Below are 15,433 nucleotides of genomic sequence, written 5' to 3'. Positions count from 1 at the left end.
GTGTGACACCGCGTAATCTGGACCAGAGAGCGACCCGAAGGTTGGCTCCCGTATATAGGGCTGGGGCGGTGGCCGGAACCGAGAGCCTACCGGTGTAAGGAGGAGGATGGCGGAGCGATTTGCTGCACAAGGTCGCTGGAACCACAACACCCACTATCACCGCTTCGTATTGAAGGCCGTGCCCGATAGGGCACGGATGGCTCTCGACGTTGGCACGGGTGATGGGCTGCTGGCCGCCGAACTGCGTGAAATGGTCCCACAGGTCACCGGTCTCGACGTCGATTCTGACGTGCTCGACCGGGGTCGCGCATCGGGTGCGGACGTGTCGTGGGCGGTCGGAAATGTGATGAGCGCTGAACTGCCCGAGGGGCACTTCGACGTCGTGGCCTCCATCGCGACTGTTCATCATCTGCCCGACCTTGCGGCTGCGTTCGAGCAGCTTGCGGTTCTCACCGCGCCGGGAGGCGTGCTGGTCGTCATCGGATGCGCTCGGAGTGCAAGCCCGAGTGACTACCTGATGGATGGTCTCGGCGCGATCCAACACCAGTTGCTCTCGCGAACACGCGGCTACTGGCAGCACACAGCGCCGGTAGAAATGCGCTTCCCGCATACTTACGCTGAAGTGCGAGACATCGCCGAGGCCAGGCTGCCTGGGTTCTCCTGGCGGCGACTCCCGCTCTTTCGCTACGCCGTTGTCTGGAGACGTACTGAGTGAGTCGGCGGCTGGTGCGCCGTACTGCAACCGTGTCGAGTGAAGCGCGAGAGGTGGCTCAATTCGGTCATCGGATCGATGAGCGACTGCCCTGCGCAAGACGACGCCGGCTATCCCTCTGTTGCTGGGCGCACGTATCAACCCCTCAGGTCAGCCAAGACACCTGAGCCCGACAGTCCGAAAAATTTGCGACGATAGTGCTCAGGCTGGATAGTCGAGCGTAGGAGGTGCAGGTGTCCACAGCAGCCCTACAGCCGCTCGCCAACGCTTTGGCGGCAAGCGGACATCGACACCTCCTCGATGAAGTCGTCCGCGCTACGAACGAAAGGTTCGCGCTGGCCGGCTCGTGGACTCGCATCCTCGCTGGTGAACGCTCGCTCGCGTTCCGTCTCGATACACACAACGGTCCGTGGTTCGTGAAGATCGAGCATTCCCGGCCTGCCGAGCTGTCAGGGCATATCGCTGAACTCGTCGTACTCGCCGCCAGCCACGATGTACCGACCGCACGCCCCCTCGCGAGCATCGGTGGCCGCTACGCCGAAGTCATTGGCGAACTGGTGCTCTCGGTCTCGTCCTGGGTAGACGGAACCGCGATGCGTGCACCCGTCTCCACGATGCAAGCCAAGCAGATCGGGGCGGCGCTCGGACGACTGCACCGCGCTTTCGCGGAACTCGCACCCACACCGACGCTAGTGACCGCAGACGAAGAACCCTGGTTGGTGTGGGATCGACAGGAGACCGATGCATCGTTCGCCCGGCTGGAAGCGCTGATCCGGCAGCGCGGCACCGATCCGAACGGATTCGACCAGACCGCGCTAGAGACCCTGGCAGAGCGCCACTCTTGGCTCGACGCTCTCGGCCAATCGCTGACCGCATTACCACCGCTGACTCGGCAGGCGGGGCATGGTGACTTCGCCGCACCCAACCTGCTGTTCGACGGTGAGAACCTCGTTGCCGTGGTCGACTTCTCCGCTGCGAGCCCGCAGCTTGTGTCCTACGAGATCGGACGGATCGCCTACGGGCCCGAGATCATGCTCTCGCCCGAACCGGAGACCCTCGCGGCCACGTTCATCGACGCCTATCAAGAGGCCAATCCCGCGGTGAGCAATGCTGACATCGCTCACGCTCGCGCGTGTGCTTTCATCCAACTCGCTCGAAGCATCTACCCGCTGGACGAGCGATACGCCGACCAAGGACGGTTCCCAGACGACCTCGATGACTTCTGGCTCCGACGGCACCGAACCGCTCGCAGCCTCCTCACTAGTACTCACGGCGGCACCTTCTGAACGTCGGCGGCTGGACGCATGAGCCTCCCGGCGGTACGTCCATCGGTTAGGACTTGTGTCGGGTGTTCGCGTCTGTCCGACCGGGCGTGCGGTTGGTGATGTTGCGGTGGCTGAGCCATGAGCCGGCAAGGATGAGCAGGAACCCGATGATGGTCGCGAGGCCGATGGACTCTGCGAGGAAGGCCGCTCCGACGATGACGGCGAAGACGGGTGCCACGTACAGGCTCAGAGCTGCCCTCGTAGCACCGAGATCAGCCACGAGCCGGTAGAAAAGCGCCACAGCGGCCGCGGTGCACAGAGCACCGAGAACCACCAGCGCGACCCACCCCGAGGCTTGTGTGGGAAGCTGGAGATCGATGAAAGCCGCAGGCGTGAGCAGGACGCTGGCGATGACCAGACTGGCCGCGCTGAGCTCCAGTGCCGAGACATCGTGCAGACGTCGCACCAACAGTGTCGCGACCGCATAGCTCAACGCTGCTCCGAGCGCGAGGAGCCCTGTAATGAGGTCACCGGAGAGCTGGAGTCCGAAGATCGCCCCGACTCCGGCCAGACCGAGTAGTAGCCCGAGCGACCCACGGAGGTTGTGTCGTTCGGTGCGGGTGATGATCGCCAGCGTCGCGACGAACAGCGGGGTGGTGGCGATGAGTATGCCCGCCAGGGATGATGACAGACGTTGCTGGGCGATCGGCAGCAGCGCGAAGGGCACGGCGATGTCACAGGCCGCGATGACCGCAATGATCCCGGCATGCCTGCGGATCTTTGTGAAGAATCCCCGGCGGCAGGCGATGCCCATCAGCACGATCGCACCCAGGCTGACGCGGCTCCAGGCGATGCCCATCAGCACGATCGCACCCAGGCTGACGCGGCTCCAGGCGATGAACATCGGCGATGCGCCCGCGTCGAGGGCCAGCGCGATGAACGCGAACGGCACACCCCACAACAGGGCCACCGTGATGAAAACCACCGCCGAGCGCAGGTTACTCATCGCGGGACCCGTCAGGTGGTGCAGCGGCATCGACGGGACAGGTCTGGCCGTCCTCGCAGCTGGCCTCTTCGCACAGCCGGCAAGTGCGCCACCTCGAGGCGGCATCACGAGCGGTGGCAGCCAACAGCTTCTCCAGCAGCGGCTCAAGCGCTGCGGCTTCTTCCTGGCTCATCGAGCTGGTGAGCTCATTCAAGACGTGGGCTCGATTCTCTCGCAGTTGCCGGGCTGCCGTGGCTCCGGACTCGGTGAGCGTCAATGCCACCGTCCTCGGGTCGCAGCCGGTCCTGCGCAGTACCAGACCGTCTCGAACGAGCCCGTCGACCAGGCGCACCGTTGCTGAATGAGTCCGGCCCAGCGCCCTACTCAGGTGCGCGACCGTTTTGTTCGGGTGGCTGTCTATCGCAAGGAGCGCGGCATCCCGACTGTTCACGCTCAGTTGATCGACGATCCCCACGGCGAGACCACCGAGCATGTTCGCAACCCGCGTTACATGTGTAAACTGCATATATGAATATTACACATAAAAGTGGAACCAGTCACGAATAATCGCTCGATACTTCGTCGTCGGCACCGGGTCCGGCTGCTGTGCCACGACGGCGGCAGATCGTCCTGGACTCGGCTCACCACGCCGAGTTCTAGCGCGAAATGCTTGACGCGGACTACGTCCCGGGTAGCGTGCCCGACCAAGACGAGGAGCCGGGATGAGGGCCGATGCCGACCACGAATGAGCCGGCCGGCCCGTCTGCCGACGAGTGCGGCAGCCACTGCTTGTGCTGTGGGGTCCTGCGCGACGATCTGGACGTCCTGTACGGCGATCCCCTAGCGAACTGGCAGGTCTGGGTCGACCACAGTCACTGGCCAGGGCACCGACACTCGTAGGGGCGCTCGGCGACTTCCTCGCCCCAGCGCCACGATGAGTCATGACCTACAGCCGGTGATCGGATCGTTGGTCGTTGTCAGCGACGTCGCGTAACGCAGATTTGGCGCTGCGTGGAAGAAAGTACACCACCGTAGGTGTGCCTTCAGAAAAATTGCTCGTTAGCCGCTCGAAGCATCGATGAGCATCTGCAACGCATCTCTCGTGCTTGTGAGCTCCGCGATGCGGCCATCGTAGGCATGAAGGTGGTTCATGAGCAGCGGCGCGGCGCACGGCTCGATCCGGTTGGTGTCGTGAATGCAGTCAAGAAGTTCGCGGATGGCCTCGGTTGGCAGCCCGGCCGAGAGCAGCCACCGGATGGAACGGACCTGGTCGATCACCGATGGGTCGAACAAGCGTTGGCCCGCGGACGACCGCTCAGCGGTGATCAGCCCCTGCTTCTCGTAGTACCGCACCATCCGCGGTGTCGCCGAGGTGACAGCGGCGACATCGCCGATCCGCAGTGTCCTATTCGCGGTCACGCGGCTTGCCTCTGCCACTGGTGTCAACTCCTACGATCGTGTGCATGACCTTATCGATCACACTTCTCAATGGTAGGCCAGCCGACGCCGAAGACCTCGCACCGTTGGCCTTCGCCGGCTATGCCCACTTCACCGCGATGCAGATCCGGGACCGACGCGTGCGGGGCCTGGACCTGCACTTAGCCCGTCTCCGCGACGCCAGCGACGAGCTCTTCGGCCATCACCTGCCCGACGAGGCGATCATTCAGCAGATGCACACCGCGCTGGCGAAAGCCCCACCGGACGTGTCCCTGACGTGCTACATCACATCCCGACCCGGACAGCTCGCCCACGCGAATGGCACAGTCGACCTCGACGTGCTGATCAAGGTCATCGACCCGGCCAAACCGCCCACCGGTCCGCTCACCCTCGACCCCGTCGAACACGAACGCCACCTCCCCCACGTCAAACACGTCGACGAGGTCTCCAAGACACTTCTGCTCAAACGCGCGAACGCGCGGGGCTTCGACGATGCCGTGTTCACGGACCGCTCGGGCCGACTGAGCGAGGCCACCATCTGGAATCTGGCCCTCTGGGACGGGCGGTCGGTGATCTGGCCACAAGCCGAGATCCTCCCCGGCGTCACGATGCAGATCCTGGCACGTCGCCTTCGGGCGCTCGGTATCTCCCAGCAGACGCAGAAGGTTCACCGCAGCGAGCTCGGCGAGCATCTTGCCGCCGCACTGATGAACTCGTGGACACCGGGCATCACGATCGCACAGATCGGAGACCAGGCGCTCGCCCAGGAGCCAGAGTTCGTGCGCATTCTTCATGCGGCGTACGCCGGCGAGCCCTTGGTAGCGGTATGAGCATCGGCCACACTACTCACAGCTCCGATTTCCCGGCGGGCACTGCCTGACTCCGTCCGAGACCAGCTGACACGCACAGCAAACGCGCTGGGGCGGTGGCGTCGCCGAACCACCGCGGCACCATTACCGCCTGCACGAAGACCATCGCCCTTTGCCACGGGCGCTTGTCATGGACACGGCGGTGGGCACGCAGCCACTCGGTCACAGTGGGCAAAGTTTCTGTCGGGACGTCGCGGGTAACACCATGGGTGACCACGTGGGGTCCTGCCTGGGGAAGCATTTCTTGGTCGATAACAACCCTTTCGGGTCAGGGCCCGCGGTCTGCCCCGACACGTCGAGGCGTGCCGACCGCACGCGGCAAGCCAGCCACCCACGACGCTGGTGAAACAGGTCAGTCGGCGACTCTGCGGCTCATGTACAAAGCAGTGTCAGCATCAGGGTGATCAGCGTACAGAGTTTGGTCGAGACCGACAATTCGGAATCCCATTTGCTCATAGGCACGGATCGCAGGCACGTTGTTCACTTGGGTCTCAAGCCAGACGTGTTGGGCATCGTCGGGGCTGGACACGCTCAACATGGCGTCGAGCAGAGCTCGGCCGATGCCCTGACCACGCGCTGGTCGCGACACGTACATGTGAAGGATTGTGAGTCTCCTATTCCAGGCGCTGAACTCACATGCAGAGAACGCGCAGATCCGATCATTACGGATTGCCACCAATGCGTGATCCCAGCCCGCCGGCCCCTCGGTCAAGTAGTGCGCGAGATCGTGTCGCTTGACGATGGGGTCGGCCAGCGCCGTCTCCTGCCAGCTGAAGGATCCGGCATGCAGTTCGACGTCTGCGAAGGAGGTCACGGGGGTTTCAACATCGAGCACTGCGACCGATTCGCGGTCGGCCTCGTCATATCTCCTCAACTCCATGGTTCCGAGTCTACGTAGACGGCGGGGCGAATTGCGCGGACCACGCTGGCTGAGCGCGTACGGTCATACTGTGCGTCTAGGCCATCCGAACGAGCGAACGCCCTGCTCAGCGAGACCTGGTCCGCCCTCAAACGCATCACACTCGACCGAACACGACCAGCCTGATCACCGCCGCACCCCCCACCTTCTCCTCCAGCGCCCCACGACAACCTGGTGAAGAAAACCTCAGTGATGACGCGAGGAAACGATCGGACCGCCGTTTGGGGATTTCCTCACAGGTCCTATGACTTCTCCCGCAGAGCCCGCCCGGTCGCGGAGTCGCCGATGCCGTCGACGGGCCCGGAGTAGAGCAGCTGCCCACCGTGGCGGCCGGGACCGGGGCCGAGGTCGATGAGCCAGTCGGCCATGCCGATCACCTCGAGGTTGTGCTCGATGACGACGACGGTGCGACCGTGGTCGATGAGGTCGTCGAGTACTGATATGAGCCGTGCGATGTCGCTGAGGTGAAGTCCCGTTGTCGGTTCGTCGAGGAGGTAGATGCTCGGCTCGATCGCAGCCCGCAGCTCCTTCGCGATCTTCACCCGCTGCGCCTCACCACCCGAGAGGGTATTGAGCGGTTGCCCGAGTCGAAGATACCCCAGTCCGACCCGGCCGAGGTGGTTCAGCCGCGTCCGGATCGCGGGCGCATCGAGCCGGTCGATGGCCTCGGTGACGCTCAGGTGCTCGACGTCGGCGATGGATAGCCCGTCGACGGTGTGGGTAAGCGCCTCGGCGGTGAACTTCGTCCCCTGGCACGTCTGGCACGTCGTCTCCTGCCCGTCCATGAACGCGAGGTCGGTGTAGATGGTCCCGAGCCCCTTGCACACCGGGCAGCCGCCGTCCGAGTTCGCACTGAACAGCCCAACGGGTGCACCGGTGATCTTCGCGAAGTGCTTGCGCAGCGCCGCCGCGATGCCGGTGTACGTGATCGGAGTTGATCGACGATTGGCCGACACCGGCTTCTGATCGATCGTGATCGCCTGGTGCTGGGCGACGAGCTCGGCAGCCAGGCTCGACTTCCCCGACCCGGCGACGCCGGTGACGACGGTCATCACACCGTAGGGAACATCGACGGTGACGTCGCCGAGGTTGTTCGTCCTCGCGTTCGCGATCGTCACCCAACCGTCCGGTGTCTGGGGCGTTCGCCTCGTCGGTGCCTGCGCGGTGAGGGCTTGGCCCGTCGGCCCGTCGGAGCCGAGGAGCCCGTCAAAGGTTCCCTGGAAGACGAGGCGACCTCCCGCGCTTCCGGGCCCGGGGCCAATCTCGATGATCTCGTCGGCCCGGGCCATGACGGCGGGATCGTGTTCGACGACGAGGACAGTGTTGCCGCGGTCGCGGAGGCGGCAGAGGAGTTCGACCATCGCGTCGACGTCGTGAGGGTGGAGGCCCACGGTCGGCTCGTCGAAGACATAGAGCATCTCGATGAGGCTCGATCCCAGATGCTTGACGGCCTTGATGCGCTGGGATTCACCACCGGACAGCGATGAGGTCGCGCGGGCGAGGTGGAGGTACCCGAGTCCGATCGTGTCCATGGCGTCGAGTCGCTCGCCGAGGGCTGCGACGACACTGCTCACCTCCGGCCGATCCATACGGGCGACGACGTCGCGAAGTTCGGGGATCTCGAGACGGGATAGCTCACCGATCGTGTGGCCGCCCACGGTGGCGCTGCGGGCAGCCTCACTGAGGCGTTGGCCGTGGCAGTCGGGGCAGATCGTCGAGTAGGTGAACTCGGCGACGGTCTTCCTCTTGCGTTCGGAGAGGGTGTCTGAGGTACGCAGGTAAATCCGTTCGAAGCGCTCGACAACTCCCTCGTAGTCCTTCGGCACTTCGACGGCGAGGGCCTGCGCGCTCTGCCCACCGTAGAGCAGGGCGTCGATATGCTCCTGTGGCCAATCGCGCAGTGGTGACTCGACGGCGAAGACGCCGATCTCGGCGTACTTCCTGTACCAGTATTGGCCCTCCCCGAAGCCAGGCAGGACGATTGCTCCTTCGTCCAGGCTGCGATCGCAGTCGAGGAACCTCGAGACATCGGGTGCGACGACCTCCCCGATTCCCGAACAAGTCGAACTCATGCCCGAAGGGTCGTTGAAGGAGAATGCCGAAGACTCACCAACGTGCGGCTCGCTCAGTCGAGAGAATAGTAGGCGCAGATACGTCCAGGTGTCGGTGATCGTGCCCACAGTCGAGCGGGCGTTGCTGCCGAGGCGTCGCTGATCGATGACGATGACAGGTGAGAGATCCTCGATGCCACCGACATCGGGCCGCGTCCACTTCGGCAGGCGATTGCGGATGAACGGCGGGTAGGTCTCGTTCAGCTCGGCACCCGCCTCGGCGGCAATGGTGTCGAAGACCAACGACGACTTTCCCGAACCGGAGACGCCTGCAATGACGACGAGGCAACCCCTTCGGATATCGAGGTCAAGATGGTCGAGGTTGTTGGTCACGGCTTGCCGGATGCGAATGGCCTGCTCAGTCATGACATCGACACTATAACCAGATCCGGCCGGATCTTGACCGCAATTCGTGGCACCATGGGGGCATGGCCGACGTGACCCGGCGGATGCTCGATCTGCTCTCCCTGCTGCAGACCAAGCGGCAGTTCACGGGTGCCGAACTCGTCACCCGCCTCGGCGTCAGCGATCGCACCGTCCGCCGCGATATCGACCGGCTCCGGGAGTACGGCTATCCCGTCGATGCCGCTCCCGGGCCCGGCGGCCACTACAGGCTCACCGCGGGACGGGCGATTCCCCCGCTGATGTTCGACGATGACGAAGTCGTCGCTCTCATGCTCGCGCTGGCGGCGAATGCCAGCGCCGATCCGGGCCATCCCGGCAGCATCGGCGAGGCGATGACGCGGGCCTACGGGAAGCTCGATCAGGTCCTGCCGGCACGCCTGGCGATGAGCGCGGCGGCGGTAAGGGCCAGTATTGAGGCCGAAGCGTTCCGCGCGCCGATGATCGACATCGCCGACATCACCCGGATCGCGACGGCCATCCATGAGCACCGAGAACTGGAATTCGACTATCGCCGAGGCGGACAGGCCACACATCGACGGGTCGAACCGCACCGCCAGGTCCACCATCTCCTGCGCTGGTACCTCGTCGCATGGGACCTCGACAAGGACGACTGGCGGGTGTTCCGCACGGATCGGATCAACCACCTCGGCGTACGCACTTCAGGGTTCGAACCGCGTGAGATGCCGGAGGACGCCGCGCTCGACCTCGTCAAGGCAGGAGTGAAGCGGTCGAGTCGCAAGGCGGTGGTGACGGTCGAGGCCTCGGTCGACGACGTCGCCGCCGTGCTGGCCTTCGAGTCGATAGAGGTCGAGGTGGTGGGCGAACATCGGACGCGTGTGACGCTGCGGTGCGAGGACTGGCACTGGCTGCTGTTCAATCTCAGCCACCTCGAGTGCGCGTTCGCGATCGATGAGCCCGCCGAATGGTCCGAGGCCATCGAGTGCTTCGCCGCGTCGGTGGCAGGAAGATGAGGCCAGGAGGTCAGGGTTTCGCCGGGCACGCTGAGCCAGAACACCAATTGCCAGCTCAGGCCGCCCAGGTTCCAGGTCATCAGTGCCCTCGAACGCGTCGAGGTCGCCGTCCGCGCGGCACTGACCGACTACATGTCCGCGGCGACCCGCATTGATACACGGACACCGCGCACGTCCACGTCCGCCGCCGGCCTGTGAACGTTCGTCCGCGAGAGCATCGAGAGCCGACTGCTGGCAGCGGCCGAGTCCATGGGGCCGGCCGCGTCGGAGCAATGCGGGGACGAGCACCCGGTCAGGACTCACTGGTCGACCGCTCGGCGCTCGAGCACTACCTCACGACCTACGGCTCCCCCAAGGCTGCTGCCGTCCTGGCTCGTGGTTCAGATGCTGACGATCGGGCGGTTGACGAGCGCCTACCGGAACCTCAGGCGTAGCGCCGACGGGATCAGCTCCGCAGCATGCGGAAGCCGCCGTTGTGACGCGGCTCCGTGTCCCTGGCTCGCCGCCTGCCCGGTGGGCCGCGTCCACCCCGCCGACAGACCCCTTGCAACCGTCAAGTCGCTATATTACGGTTACTGGGAGACGGGGATCGTCCTCGTCGCGAAGGGAACATCATGTTGCACTCGGCCAAAACCCGCCACCGCCAACGCGAAGTCGATGGATTGCAGGTGCACTACCGCGAGAGTGGTGTGCCGTCATCGACCGCGGTCGTGCTGCTGCACGGAGCCCCCAGCTCGTCCTACTCCTTCCGCGAGGTGCTTCCGGTGGTGGGCGAGTACGCCTACGTGGTCGCGCCGGACATCCCGGGGTTCGGATTCTCCGACGCGCCAACGGTCGAGGACTACGAGTACACCTACGAGCAACTCTCGCGGGTGGTCGATTCGCTGCTCGATGACCTCGGTGTGGAGAGGTACGTGTTGTTCGTGACTGACTACAGCACGCCAGTGGGCTACTTCATGGCCACCCGACGCCCGGAACGGGTGCTGGGCCTGGTAGTGCAGAACGGCAACGCACACGAAGCCGGCCTGGGCCAGGGGTGGGACTCCGCTCGGCGGTTCTGGGCCGAACCGACCGAGGAGAACCGGGCCGCGCTGCCGGACTGGCTGACCTTCGAGGGCACCCGCGACACCTACCTCGCAGGGGTGCCCGATGAGGTAGCCCAGTTGCATCCGCCGGAGTCGTGGCATCTGGACTGGCAGCGCCTGTCTCGGCCGGGGACCACCGAGGTGTACTTCCAGTTCTTCTACGACTACCGCAATCACGTCGCCCGCTTCGGTGAGATCGCCGACTACCACGCCGAGCATCAGCCACCGTGCATGGTGCTCTGGGGCCGCCATGACCCGGCCTTCGACATCGCCGAAGTTTTGGCCTACCACCAAGCGCTCACCACGTTCGAGGCGCATATCTACGACGCCGGGCACTTCCTGCTCGAGACCCACGCCGCCGAGGTCGCCGACCTGCTCGTGACCTTCACCCGCGACGCCTTCGACCGCGCAGGGGTGCGATCGTGAGCACAGGAGAACTGACAGTGAGACCGCTGACCCGGGGCACCTGGGCGGACTTCGAGACCGTCATGGGCGCACGCGGCGGTGCTCGCGGCTGCTGGTGTATGCACTGGCGGCTGAGCATCGACGAATGGATGGATTACAAGGACGAGGGCAACAAGGCTGCCATGCGTGCCCTTGCCGAGCGCGATACGCCGCCGGGCGTCGTGGGGTATCTCGATGCCGAGCCGATGGCATGGTGCGCCTTCGGAGATCGCTCGGACTTCCCACGTATGCAGCGCTCAACCCTGCTGAAACCGGTCGATGACGAGCCCGTCGTCTCATTGACCTGCCTGCTCATCAAGAAGGAGTACCGCAGCGAAGGGCTGTTGCCCGCGTGGATCACCGCCGTCTGTGACTACCTCGCCGAGACCTCTCGGACACGCACGGTCGAGGCTCACCCCGTCGAGCCTCCCCCAGGCCGGCCGGCTGGTCCGGACACGGCGATGACGGGCATCGCCAGCGCGTTCACCGTCGCGGGGTTCACGGAGGTCGCTCGGCCCAAGCGCGACCGGCCCGTCATGAGGTATCGCCTCCCGTGACGGCCACCACCGAATGGGTCGATGACCACTTCATCGCCGGAGATCTCACACTGGACTTCGCCAACACTGTCTACCGCCGTACACCCGAACTCGGTGCGGATCTGCTTACGGACGTCGACGCACTCGCCACCTGGCTTGACAGGACGCATCTGTTGCCTGCGTCCGACGATCCGGACAGCCTCTTCGCTGATCCCGAGGCCGCGCTCGACGAGGCTCGCGCGCTGCGTGGCCTTTTCTGGACGGTCTTCGACGCGCACAGCGACGGCCATACGATCCCCACGGACGCCTTGAGCAGCCTGCTGGCCACCGCCCGCCGCGGCATCAACGGCCTCACCGTGAATCCCGACGGTTCCATGACGCCACTGGCTGCCGAGGGCGTGTTCGCCATCCTGGCGCTGCGCGCCATCGGGCTCGTGCTCAATCCGCCATCGCGAGGCGTGCGCGCCTGCGACCGCTGCGGCTGGTTCTTTCTCGACAGCTCGCGCGGCCGCCGTCGCCGCTGGTGCAGCATGAAGACCTGCGGCAACCAGGCCAAGGCCGAGCGCTTCCGCGCTGCTCACCCGTGACCAGCCGACCATCGCTCGAATCGAGCTGCCACACGTGTTCCCGATTCGGGCGCTCTCAGCGAGACATGGCCGCGGGTACTGCGGCTATGGCGTCGCTGAGGAAGCGGAGGATGCGGGGGGCGTCGGATCGGTCTGGGTCCTGGTCCGGGTCGTAGATGGCCACACTCATCCCGAGGCACCCCCCGCGGGCGACGGCAGCGCAGACTGCGGCCGTGAGCTGGTGCCAGGTCAGGCCGTCCGGTTCGTCATCGACGTCGGGCAGGCCCTGAGCAGAGAACACGTCGGGGTCCAGGACGTCGAGGTCGACGTGCAACCACCATCTCCGCGGCCCTTGCTGCAGGTACGTCACCGCCCGGGCTCCGGCGGTTTCGGGTTCGGCGGCGACCTCGCGCCAGTCGCGCATCCACACCCCGACATCGCGCAGCGAGCCGACGTTGAACTGCTTACGCCACGCGGCGTCACGCGGGCCGAGCATCGCCAGCTCATCGCGTTCGAGCGCCGGCAGCCGCTCAGCCAACCGGCCGCACAGCAGGCGTCCGGTCAGCCCGAGCAGGAGGCCGATCTCGGAGTTGGCTGCCTCGCCGTCCTCGGAGACGTCCAGCGGCATCGTGTCCTCGTGTCCGTCCACGAATAGCAGACCCACAGGTTGCTCCCTGTGCAGCGCCGGGATCGTGCCCAGCAGGGTGGTGCAGTCAGCGCCGTACACCAGGGGAAAGCGTCCGGCCGCTACCGCGGTCGCGACGCGGTCGCCGACCTGCTCGGTCATGGCCAGCAGCGCGGGCTCGTTGATCAACGAAGTCTCCGGACCGCGATCAGGGGTGGAGGCGGGCAGCGTCAGCCCATGACTCTCGACCAGCTGGTGTCCCGCCAGTGAAGCAATGAGGCCTGCCTCGCGCAGCGCCTCGGCCGCACCAGCCTGATGTCCTTCCCGGCCATAGCCATCGAAGAGGACACCGATCAACTCCACAGAGAACATAGCCCCAGGATAATGGGACAGCGGACCGGCGCTCAACCTTGACTGCGCGAGAAGAGCCTCCACCTCCTGCGCTCACACCGGAGGCGTCCCGAATGCCGATGGTCTTACCGTTCATGGAGGTCGTCCAGCTCGTCCTGAGCGACGTCGATACGCAACGGTCTTATCTGTCGGTCGGAGTCGCTCATACGGTTAACGGTACGTCGAGATCGTTGGTACGGGTGAGTCTGACCGCCCCATGGTTGGTATGGCGATCCCGTGTTCAGTGTGGACTGCTCGGCTTCCGTCGCCGATCGGTAGGGTCCAGCCGTCGGCATCGACACGGAGTCGAGCGAGGAATATGGATTCCGTGAAGGTCTGGCCGGCCCTCGGTTCAGCGGCTCGCCGGTGGCCGCGACCGCGCACCGGCAGGAGCAGGCATGCTGTGCGTGGGAAGCTGCCGGTCGATCGCCCATACGGCGAGGGCACCGAAGGCGAAGGCTGCTCCGAGCAGGCTGGAGGCGGCCCATCCTGCGGACGCGAATATGACCGTGGTGGCGGCTGCACCGAGGGCGGAGCCGAGGGAGTAGAAGACCATGTAGCCGCCGATCACGCTGCTCGTGCGATCGGGATTCGCCGAGGTGAGAAGGTGCTGATTGCTGACGTGGACGGCCTGGACGGCGAAGTCGAGCACGATCACACCGAGAATCAGCAGCAGCAGCGACCAGTCGAGTTGTCCGATCGCGAACCAGGAGCCGAGCAGAAGGACGAGTGCGATGCCGCCAATCCGGCTGGTGTGCCCGGCGTCGGCCCAGCGGCCAGATCGGGCGGCACCCAGTGCGCCGGCGAGCCCGGCGATGCCGAACAGTCCGATCTCGGCCTCGCTCAAGTGCCACGGCTCACCAGCCAGGGGTAGCGCCATGCCGCTCCAGAGGGTGCCGAAGGAGGCGAAGAGGAAGAAGGCGATGAGGCCACGGGTGACGAACAGGCGCTCCCGGAACAATCTGCCCAGTGACGCGACGAGTCGCCCGTAGGTCGCCGTGCGTTGACTGCGTTCGTCCGAGGGCAGCGCGGCCAGGACGCAGACGGCGAGTCCAAGCGCGAGCACCGCGAGAACGATGTAGACGCTGCGCCAGCCCCACACCTGGCCCAGCCAGCCGGCGAGAACCCGTGCGCCCAGGATGCCGATGACCACGCCCGAGGTCACGACCCCGATGTTCTTGCCATGATCGCCAGACATTGAGACTGCTGCGGCATAGGCCACGGTGGTCTGTACGACGACCGCGAACACGCCCGCGACGGCGAGTCCGCTAAACGCCACCCAGGCGACCGGTGCTGCCGCGGTGACGGCCAGCCCGGCCGCCACCAGTCCGAGGTGCGCGGCGATCAAGCGTCTGCGGTCGAGCAGGTCGCCCAGCGGCACCAAGAGCACCAGTCCCGCCAGGTAGCCCAACTGGCCCGTCGCGACGATCCACCCGGTGAGCTCTGCTGGGAGACGAAGATCGCGGCCCATCGGCTCCAACATCGGCTGAGCGGCGTAGATGCTCGAGACCGCGACACCACACACCACCGCCAACAGCAGCCGTCGCCCCACACCCATCCCATCCTCCAATCAGTAGCATATTGCAACTCTTCTTGAGGTTAGACATAATGGTGGCAATCCGCAACTCATCTGGAGGTATCATGTCGATCCCTATCAGCCGCGCGCCGGACGCCGGCTGGACCGACCCGGAGTGCCCGGTCGCCCGCACGCTGGATCTCGTCGGTGACCGGTGGAGTCTTCTCGTCATCCGCGACGCGATGGACGGGGCACGGTCGTTCACCGAGTTCCAACGCCGCACCGGCATCGCCCGCAACATCCTCACCGACCGACTCCGCAAGCTCACTGCCCATGGGCTCCTGGCCCGGCTCACCGCCGCGTCGGGTCGGCGTCAGGAGTACGTGCTCACCGACGCCGGCCGCGACCTCTTCCCCGTCGTCGTCTCGCTACGCCAGTGGGGACAACGCCATGGTTTTGCCCCCGGCGAAGCCCACTCCACCCTCATCGACCGACACGGCGCGACCGTGCCTGACCTCGTACCGACGGGCACCGACGGCGCGGTGCTCGACGTCGACACCACCCGCGTGCAGAAGCCCTGACGGATCTTGCACGAGA

Annotated in this window: 16 protein-coding genes and 1 pseudogene; 9 read left to right on the top strand and 8 right to left on the bottom strand. The window is 65.4% G+C overall.

The genetic code is table 11. The annotated features are described in order from the left end of the window. Positions 1-106 precede the first annotated feature (106 nt). Positions 107-715 carry a class I SAM-dependent methyltransferase gene (locus BLT92_RS18190; RefSeq protein ID WP_092107887.1) on the top strand — a complete coding sequence of 203 codons (609 nt, stop codon included), beginning with the start codon at positions 107-109 and terminating at the stop codon, positions 713-715. Positions 716-945: 230 nt separating this feature from the next. Continuing rightward, complete coding sequence (locus BLT92_RS18185; protein ID WP_157691499.1) at positions 946-1,998, top strand: phosphotransferase enzyme family protein; 1,053 nt, start codon at positions 946-948, stop codon at positions 1,996-1,998. Between the two features lie 46 nt (positions 1,999-2,044). On the opposite strand, the gene BLT92_RS18180 is transcribed toward BLT92_RS18185, so the two are convergent. The 3 genes from BLT92_RS18180 to BLT92_RS18175 all read right to left on the bottom strand — a co-directional run bounded on the left by BLT92_RS18180 (position 2,045) and on the right by BLT92_RS18175 (position 4,399). Then, positions 2,045-2,983 carry a DMT family transporter gene (locus tag BLT92_RS18180; protein ID WP_172802629.1) on the bottom strand — a complete coding sequence of 313 codons (939 nt, stop codon included), beginning with the start codon at positions 2,981-2,983 and terminating at the stop codon, positions 2,045-2,047. Next, positions 2,976-3,488 (bottom strand): MarR family winged helix-turn-helix transcriptional regulator, encoded by a 513-nt coding sequence (locus BLT92_RS20555; RefSeq protein WP_157691498.1) that lies wholly within the window; start codon positions 3,486-3,488, stop codon positions 2,976-2,978. Before BLT92_RS20555 ends, BLT92_RS18180 begins: the two co-directional genes overlap by 8 nt. Positions 3,489-4,021: 533 nt before the next feature. Beyond that, a complete protein-coding gene (locus BLT92_RS18175; protein ID WP_197679639.1) occupies positions 4,022-4,399 on the bottom strand; it encodes a MerR family transcriptional regulator in 378 nt (125 codons plus the stop codon). Between the two features lie 26 nt (positions 4,400-4,425). Here BLT92_RS18175 and BLT92_RS18170 point away from each other — a divergent pair, with 26 nt between their 5' ends. After that, complete coding sequence (locus BLT92_RS18170; RefSeq protein ID WP_092107882.1) at positions 4,426-5,229, top strand: aminotransferase class IV family protein; 804 nt, start codon at positions 4,426-4,428, stop codon at positions 5,227-5,229. Positions 5,230-5,308: 79 nt separating this feature from the next. Here BLT92_RS18170 and BLT92_RS21305 read toward each other — a convergent pair. The 3 genes and pseudogenes from BLT92_RS21305 to BLT92_RS18160 all read right to left on the bottom strand — a co-directional run. Next, positions 5,309-5,509, bottom strand: a pseudogene (locus tag BLT92_RS21305) (hypothetical protein); the annotation flags it as partial. Positions 5,510-5,620: 111 nt separating this feature from the next. Continuing rightward, a complete protein-coding gene (locus BLT92_RS18165; protein ID WP_092107880.1) occupies positions 5,621-6,148 on the bottom strand; it encodes a GNAT family N-acetyltransferase in 528 nt (175 codons plus the stop codon). Between the two features lie 281 nt (positions 6,149-6,429). Further along, the gene (locus tag BLT92_RS18160; RefSeq protein ID WP_092107878.1) at positions 6,430-8,664 is read right to left on the bottom strand and encodes an ATP-binding cassette domain-containing protein; all 2,235 of its coding nucleotides are present in this window, start codon (positions 8,662-8,664) and stop codon (positions 6,430-6,432) included. Positions 8,665-8,726: 62 nt separating this feature from the next. On the opposite strand from BLT92_RS18160, the gene BLT92_RS18155 reads away from it, so the two are divergent. From BLT92_RS18155 to BLT92_RS18140, 5 genes are all read left to right on the top strand, one after another. Beyond that, the gene (locus tag BLT92_RS18155) at positions 8,727-9,674 is read left to right on the top strand and encodes a helix-turn-helix transcriptional regulator (protein WP_092107876.1); all 948 of its coding nucleotides are present in this window, start codon (positions 8,727-8,729) and stop codon (positions 9,672-9,674) included. Between the two features lie 272 nt (positions 9,675-9,946). Next, a complete protein-coding gene (locus BLT92_RS20550) occupies positions 9,947-10,108 on the top strand; it encodes a hypothetical protein (RefSeq protein WP_157691497.1) in 162 nt (53 codons plus the stop codon). 180 nt (positions 10,109-10,288) lie between these two features. Next, positions 10,289-11,185 carry an alpha/beta fold hydrolase gene (locus tag BLT92_RS18150; RefSeq protein WP_092107874.1) on the top strand — a complete coding sequence of 299 codons (897 nt, stop codon included), beginning with the start codon at positions 10,289-10,291 and terminating at the stop codon, positions 11,183-11,185. Then, the gene (locus tag BLT92_RS18145; RefSeq protein ID WP_157691496.1) at positions 11,182-11,760 is read left to right on the top strand and encodes a GNAT family N-acetyltransferase; all 579 of its coding nucleotides are present in this window, start codon (positions 11,182-11,184) and stop codon (positions 11,758-11,760) included. The genes BLT92_RS18150 and BLT92_RS18145 overlap by 4 nt, the downstream gene beginning before the upstream one ends. Beyond that, the gene (locus BLT92_RS18140) at positions 11,757-12,326 is read left to right on the top strand and encodes a CGNR zinc finger domain-containing protein (protein WP_092107870.1); all 570 of its coding nucleotides are present in this window, start codon (positions 11,757-11,759) and stop codon (positions 12,324-12,326) included. The genes BLT92_RS18145 and BLT92_RS18140 overlap by 4 nt, the downstream gene beginning before the upstream one ends. A gap of 55 nt (positions 12,327-12,381) precedes the next feature. On the opposite strand, the gene BLT92_RS18135 is transcribed toward BLT92_RS18140, so the two are convergent. Both BLT92_RS18135 and BLT92_RS18130 read right to left on the bottom strand, forming a co-directional pair. Beyond that, entirely contained in the window at positions 12,382-13,302 is a 921-nt protein-coding gene (locus tag BLT92_RS18135) for an arginase family protein (RefSeq protein WP_092107868.1), read from the bottom strand. Between the two features lie 370 nt (positions 13,303-13,672). Continuing rightward, on the bottom strand, positions 13,673-14,878 hold the full coding sequence (locus BLT92_RS18130) for an MFS transporter (protein WP_092107866.1): 1,206 nt from the start codon (positions 14,876-14,878) through the stop codon (positions 13,673-13,675). 83 nt (positions 14,879-14,961) lie between these two features. On the opposite strand from BLT92_RS18130, the gene BLT92_RS18125 reads away from it, so the two are divergent. After that, the gene (locus BLT92_RS18125; protein ID WP_092107864.1) at positions 14,962-15,417 is read left to right on the top strand and encodes a winged helix-turn-helix transcriptional regulator; all 456 of its coding nucleotides are present in this window, start codon (positions 14,962-14,964) and stop codon (positions 15,415-15,417) included. Positions 15,418-15,433: the final 16 nt, after the last annotated feature.

Origin of the sequence: Brevibacterium picturae (genome assembly GCF_900105045.1) — a bacterium.
In the GTDB taxonomy this organism is placed as follows: Bacteria; Actinomycetota; Actinomycetes; order Actinomycetales; family Brevibacteriaceae; genus Brevibacterium; species Brevibacterium picturae.
The sequence above is the reverse complement of the archived record's forward strand: the minus strand, read 5'-3'. Positions and strand labels throughout refer to the sequence as shown.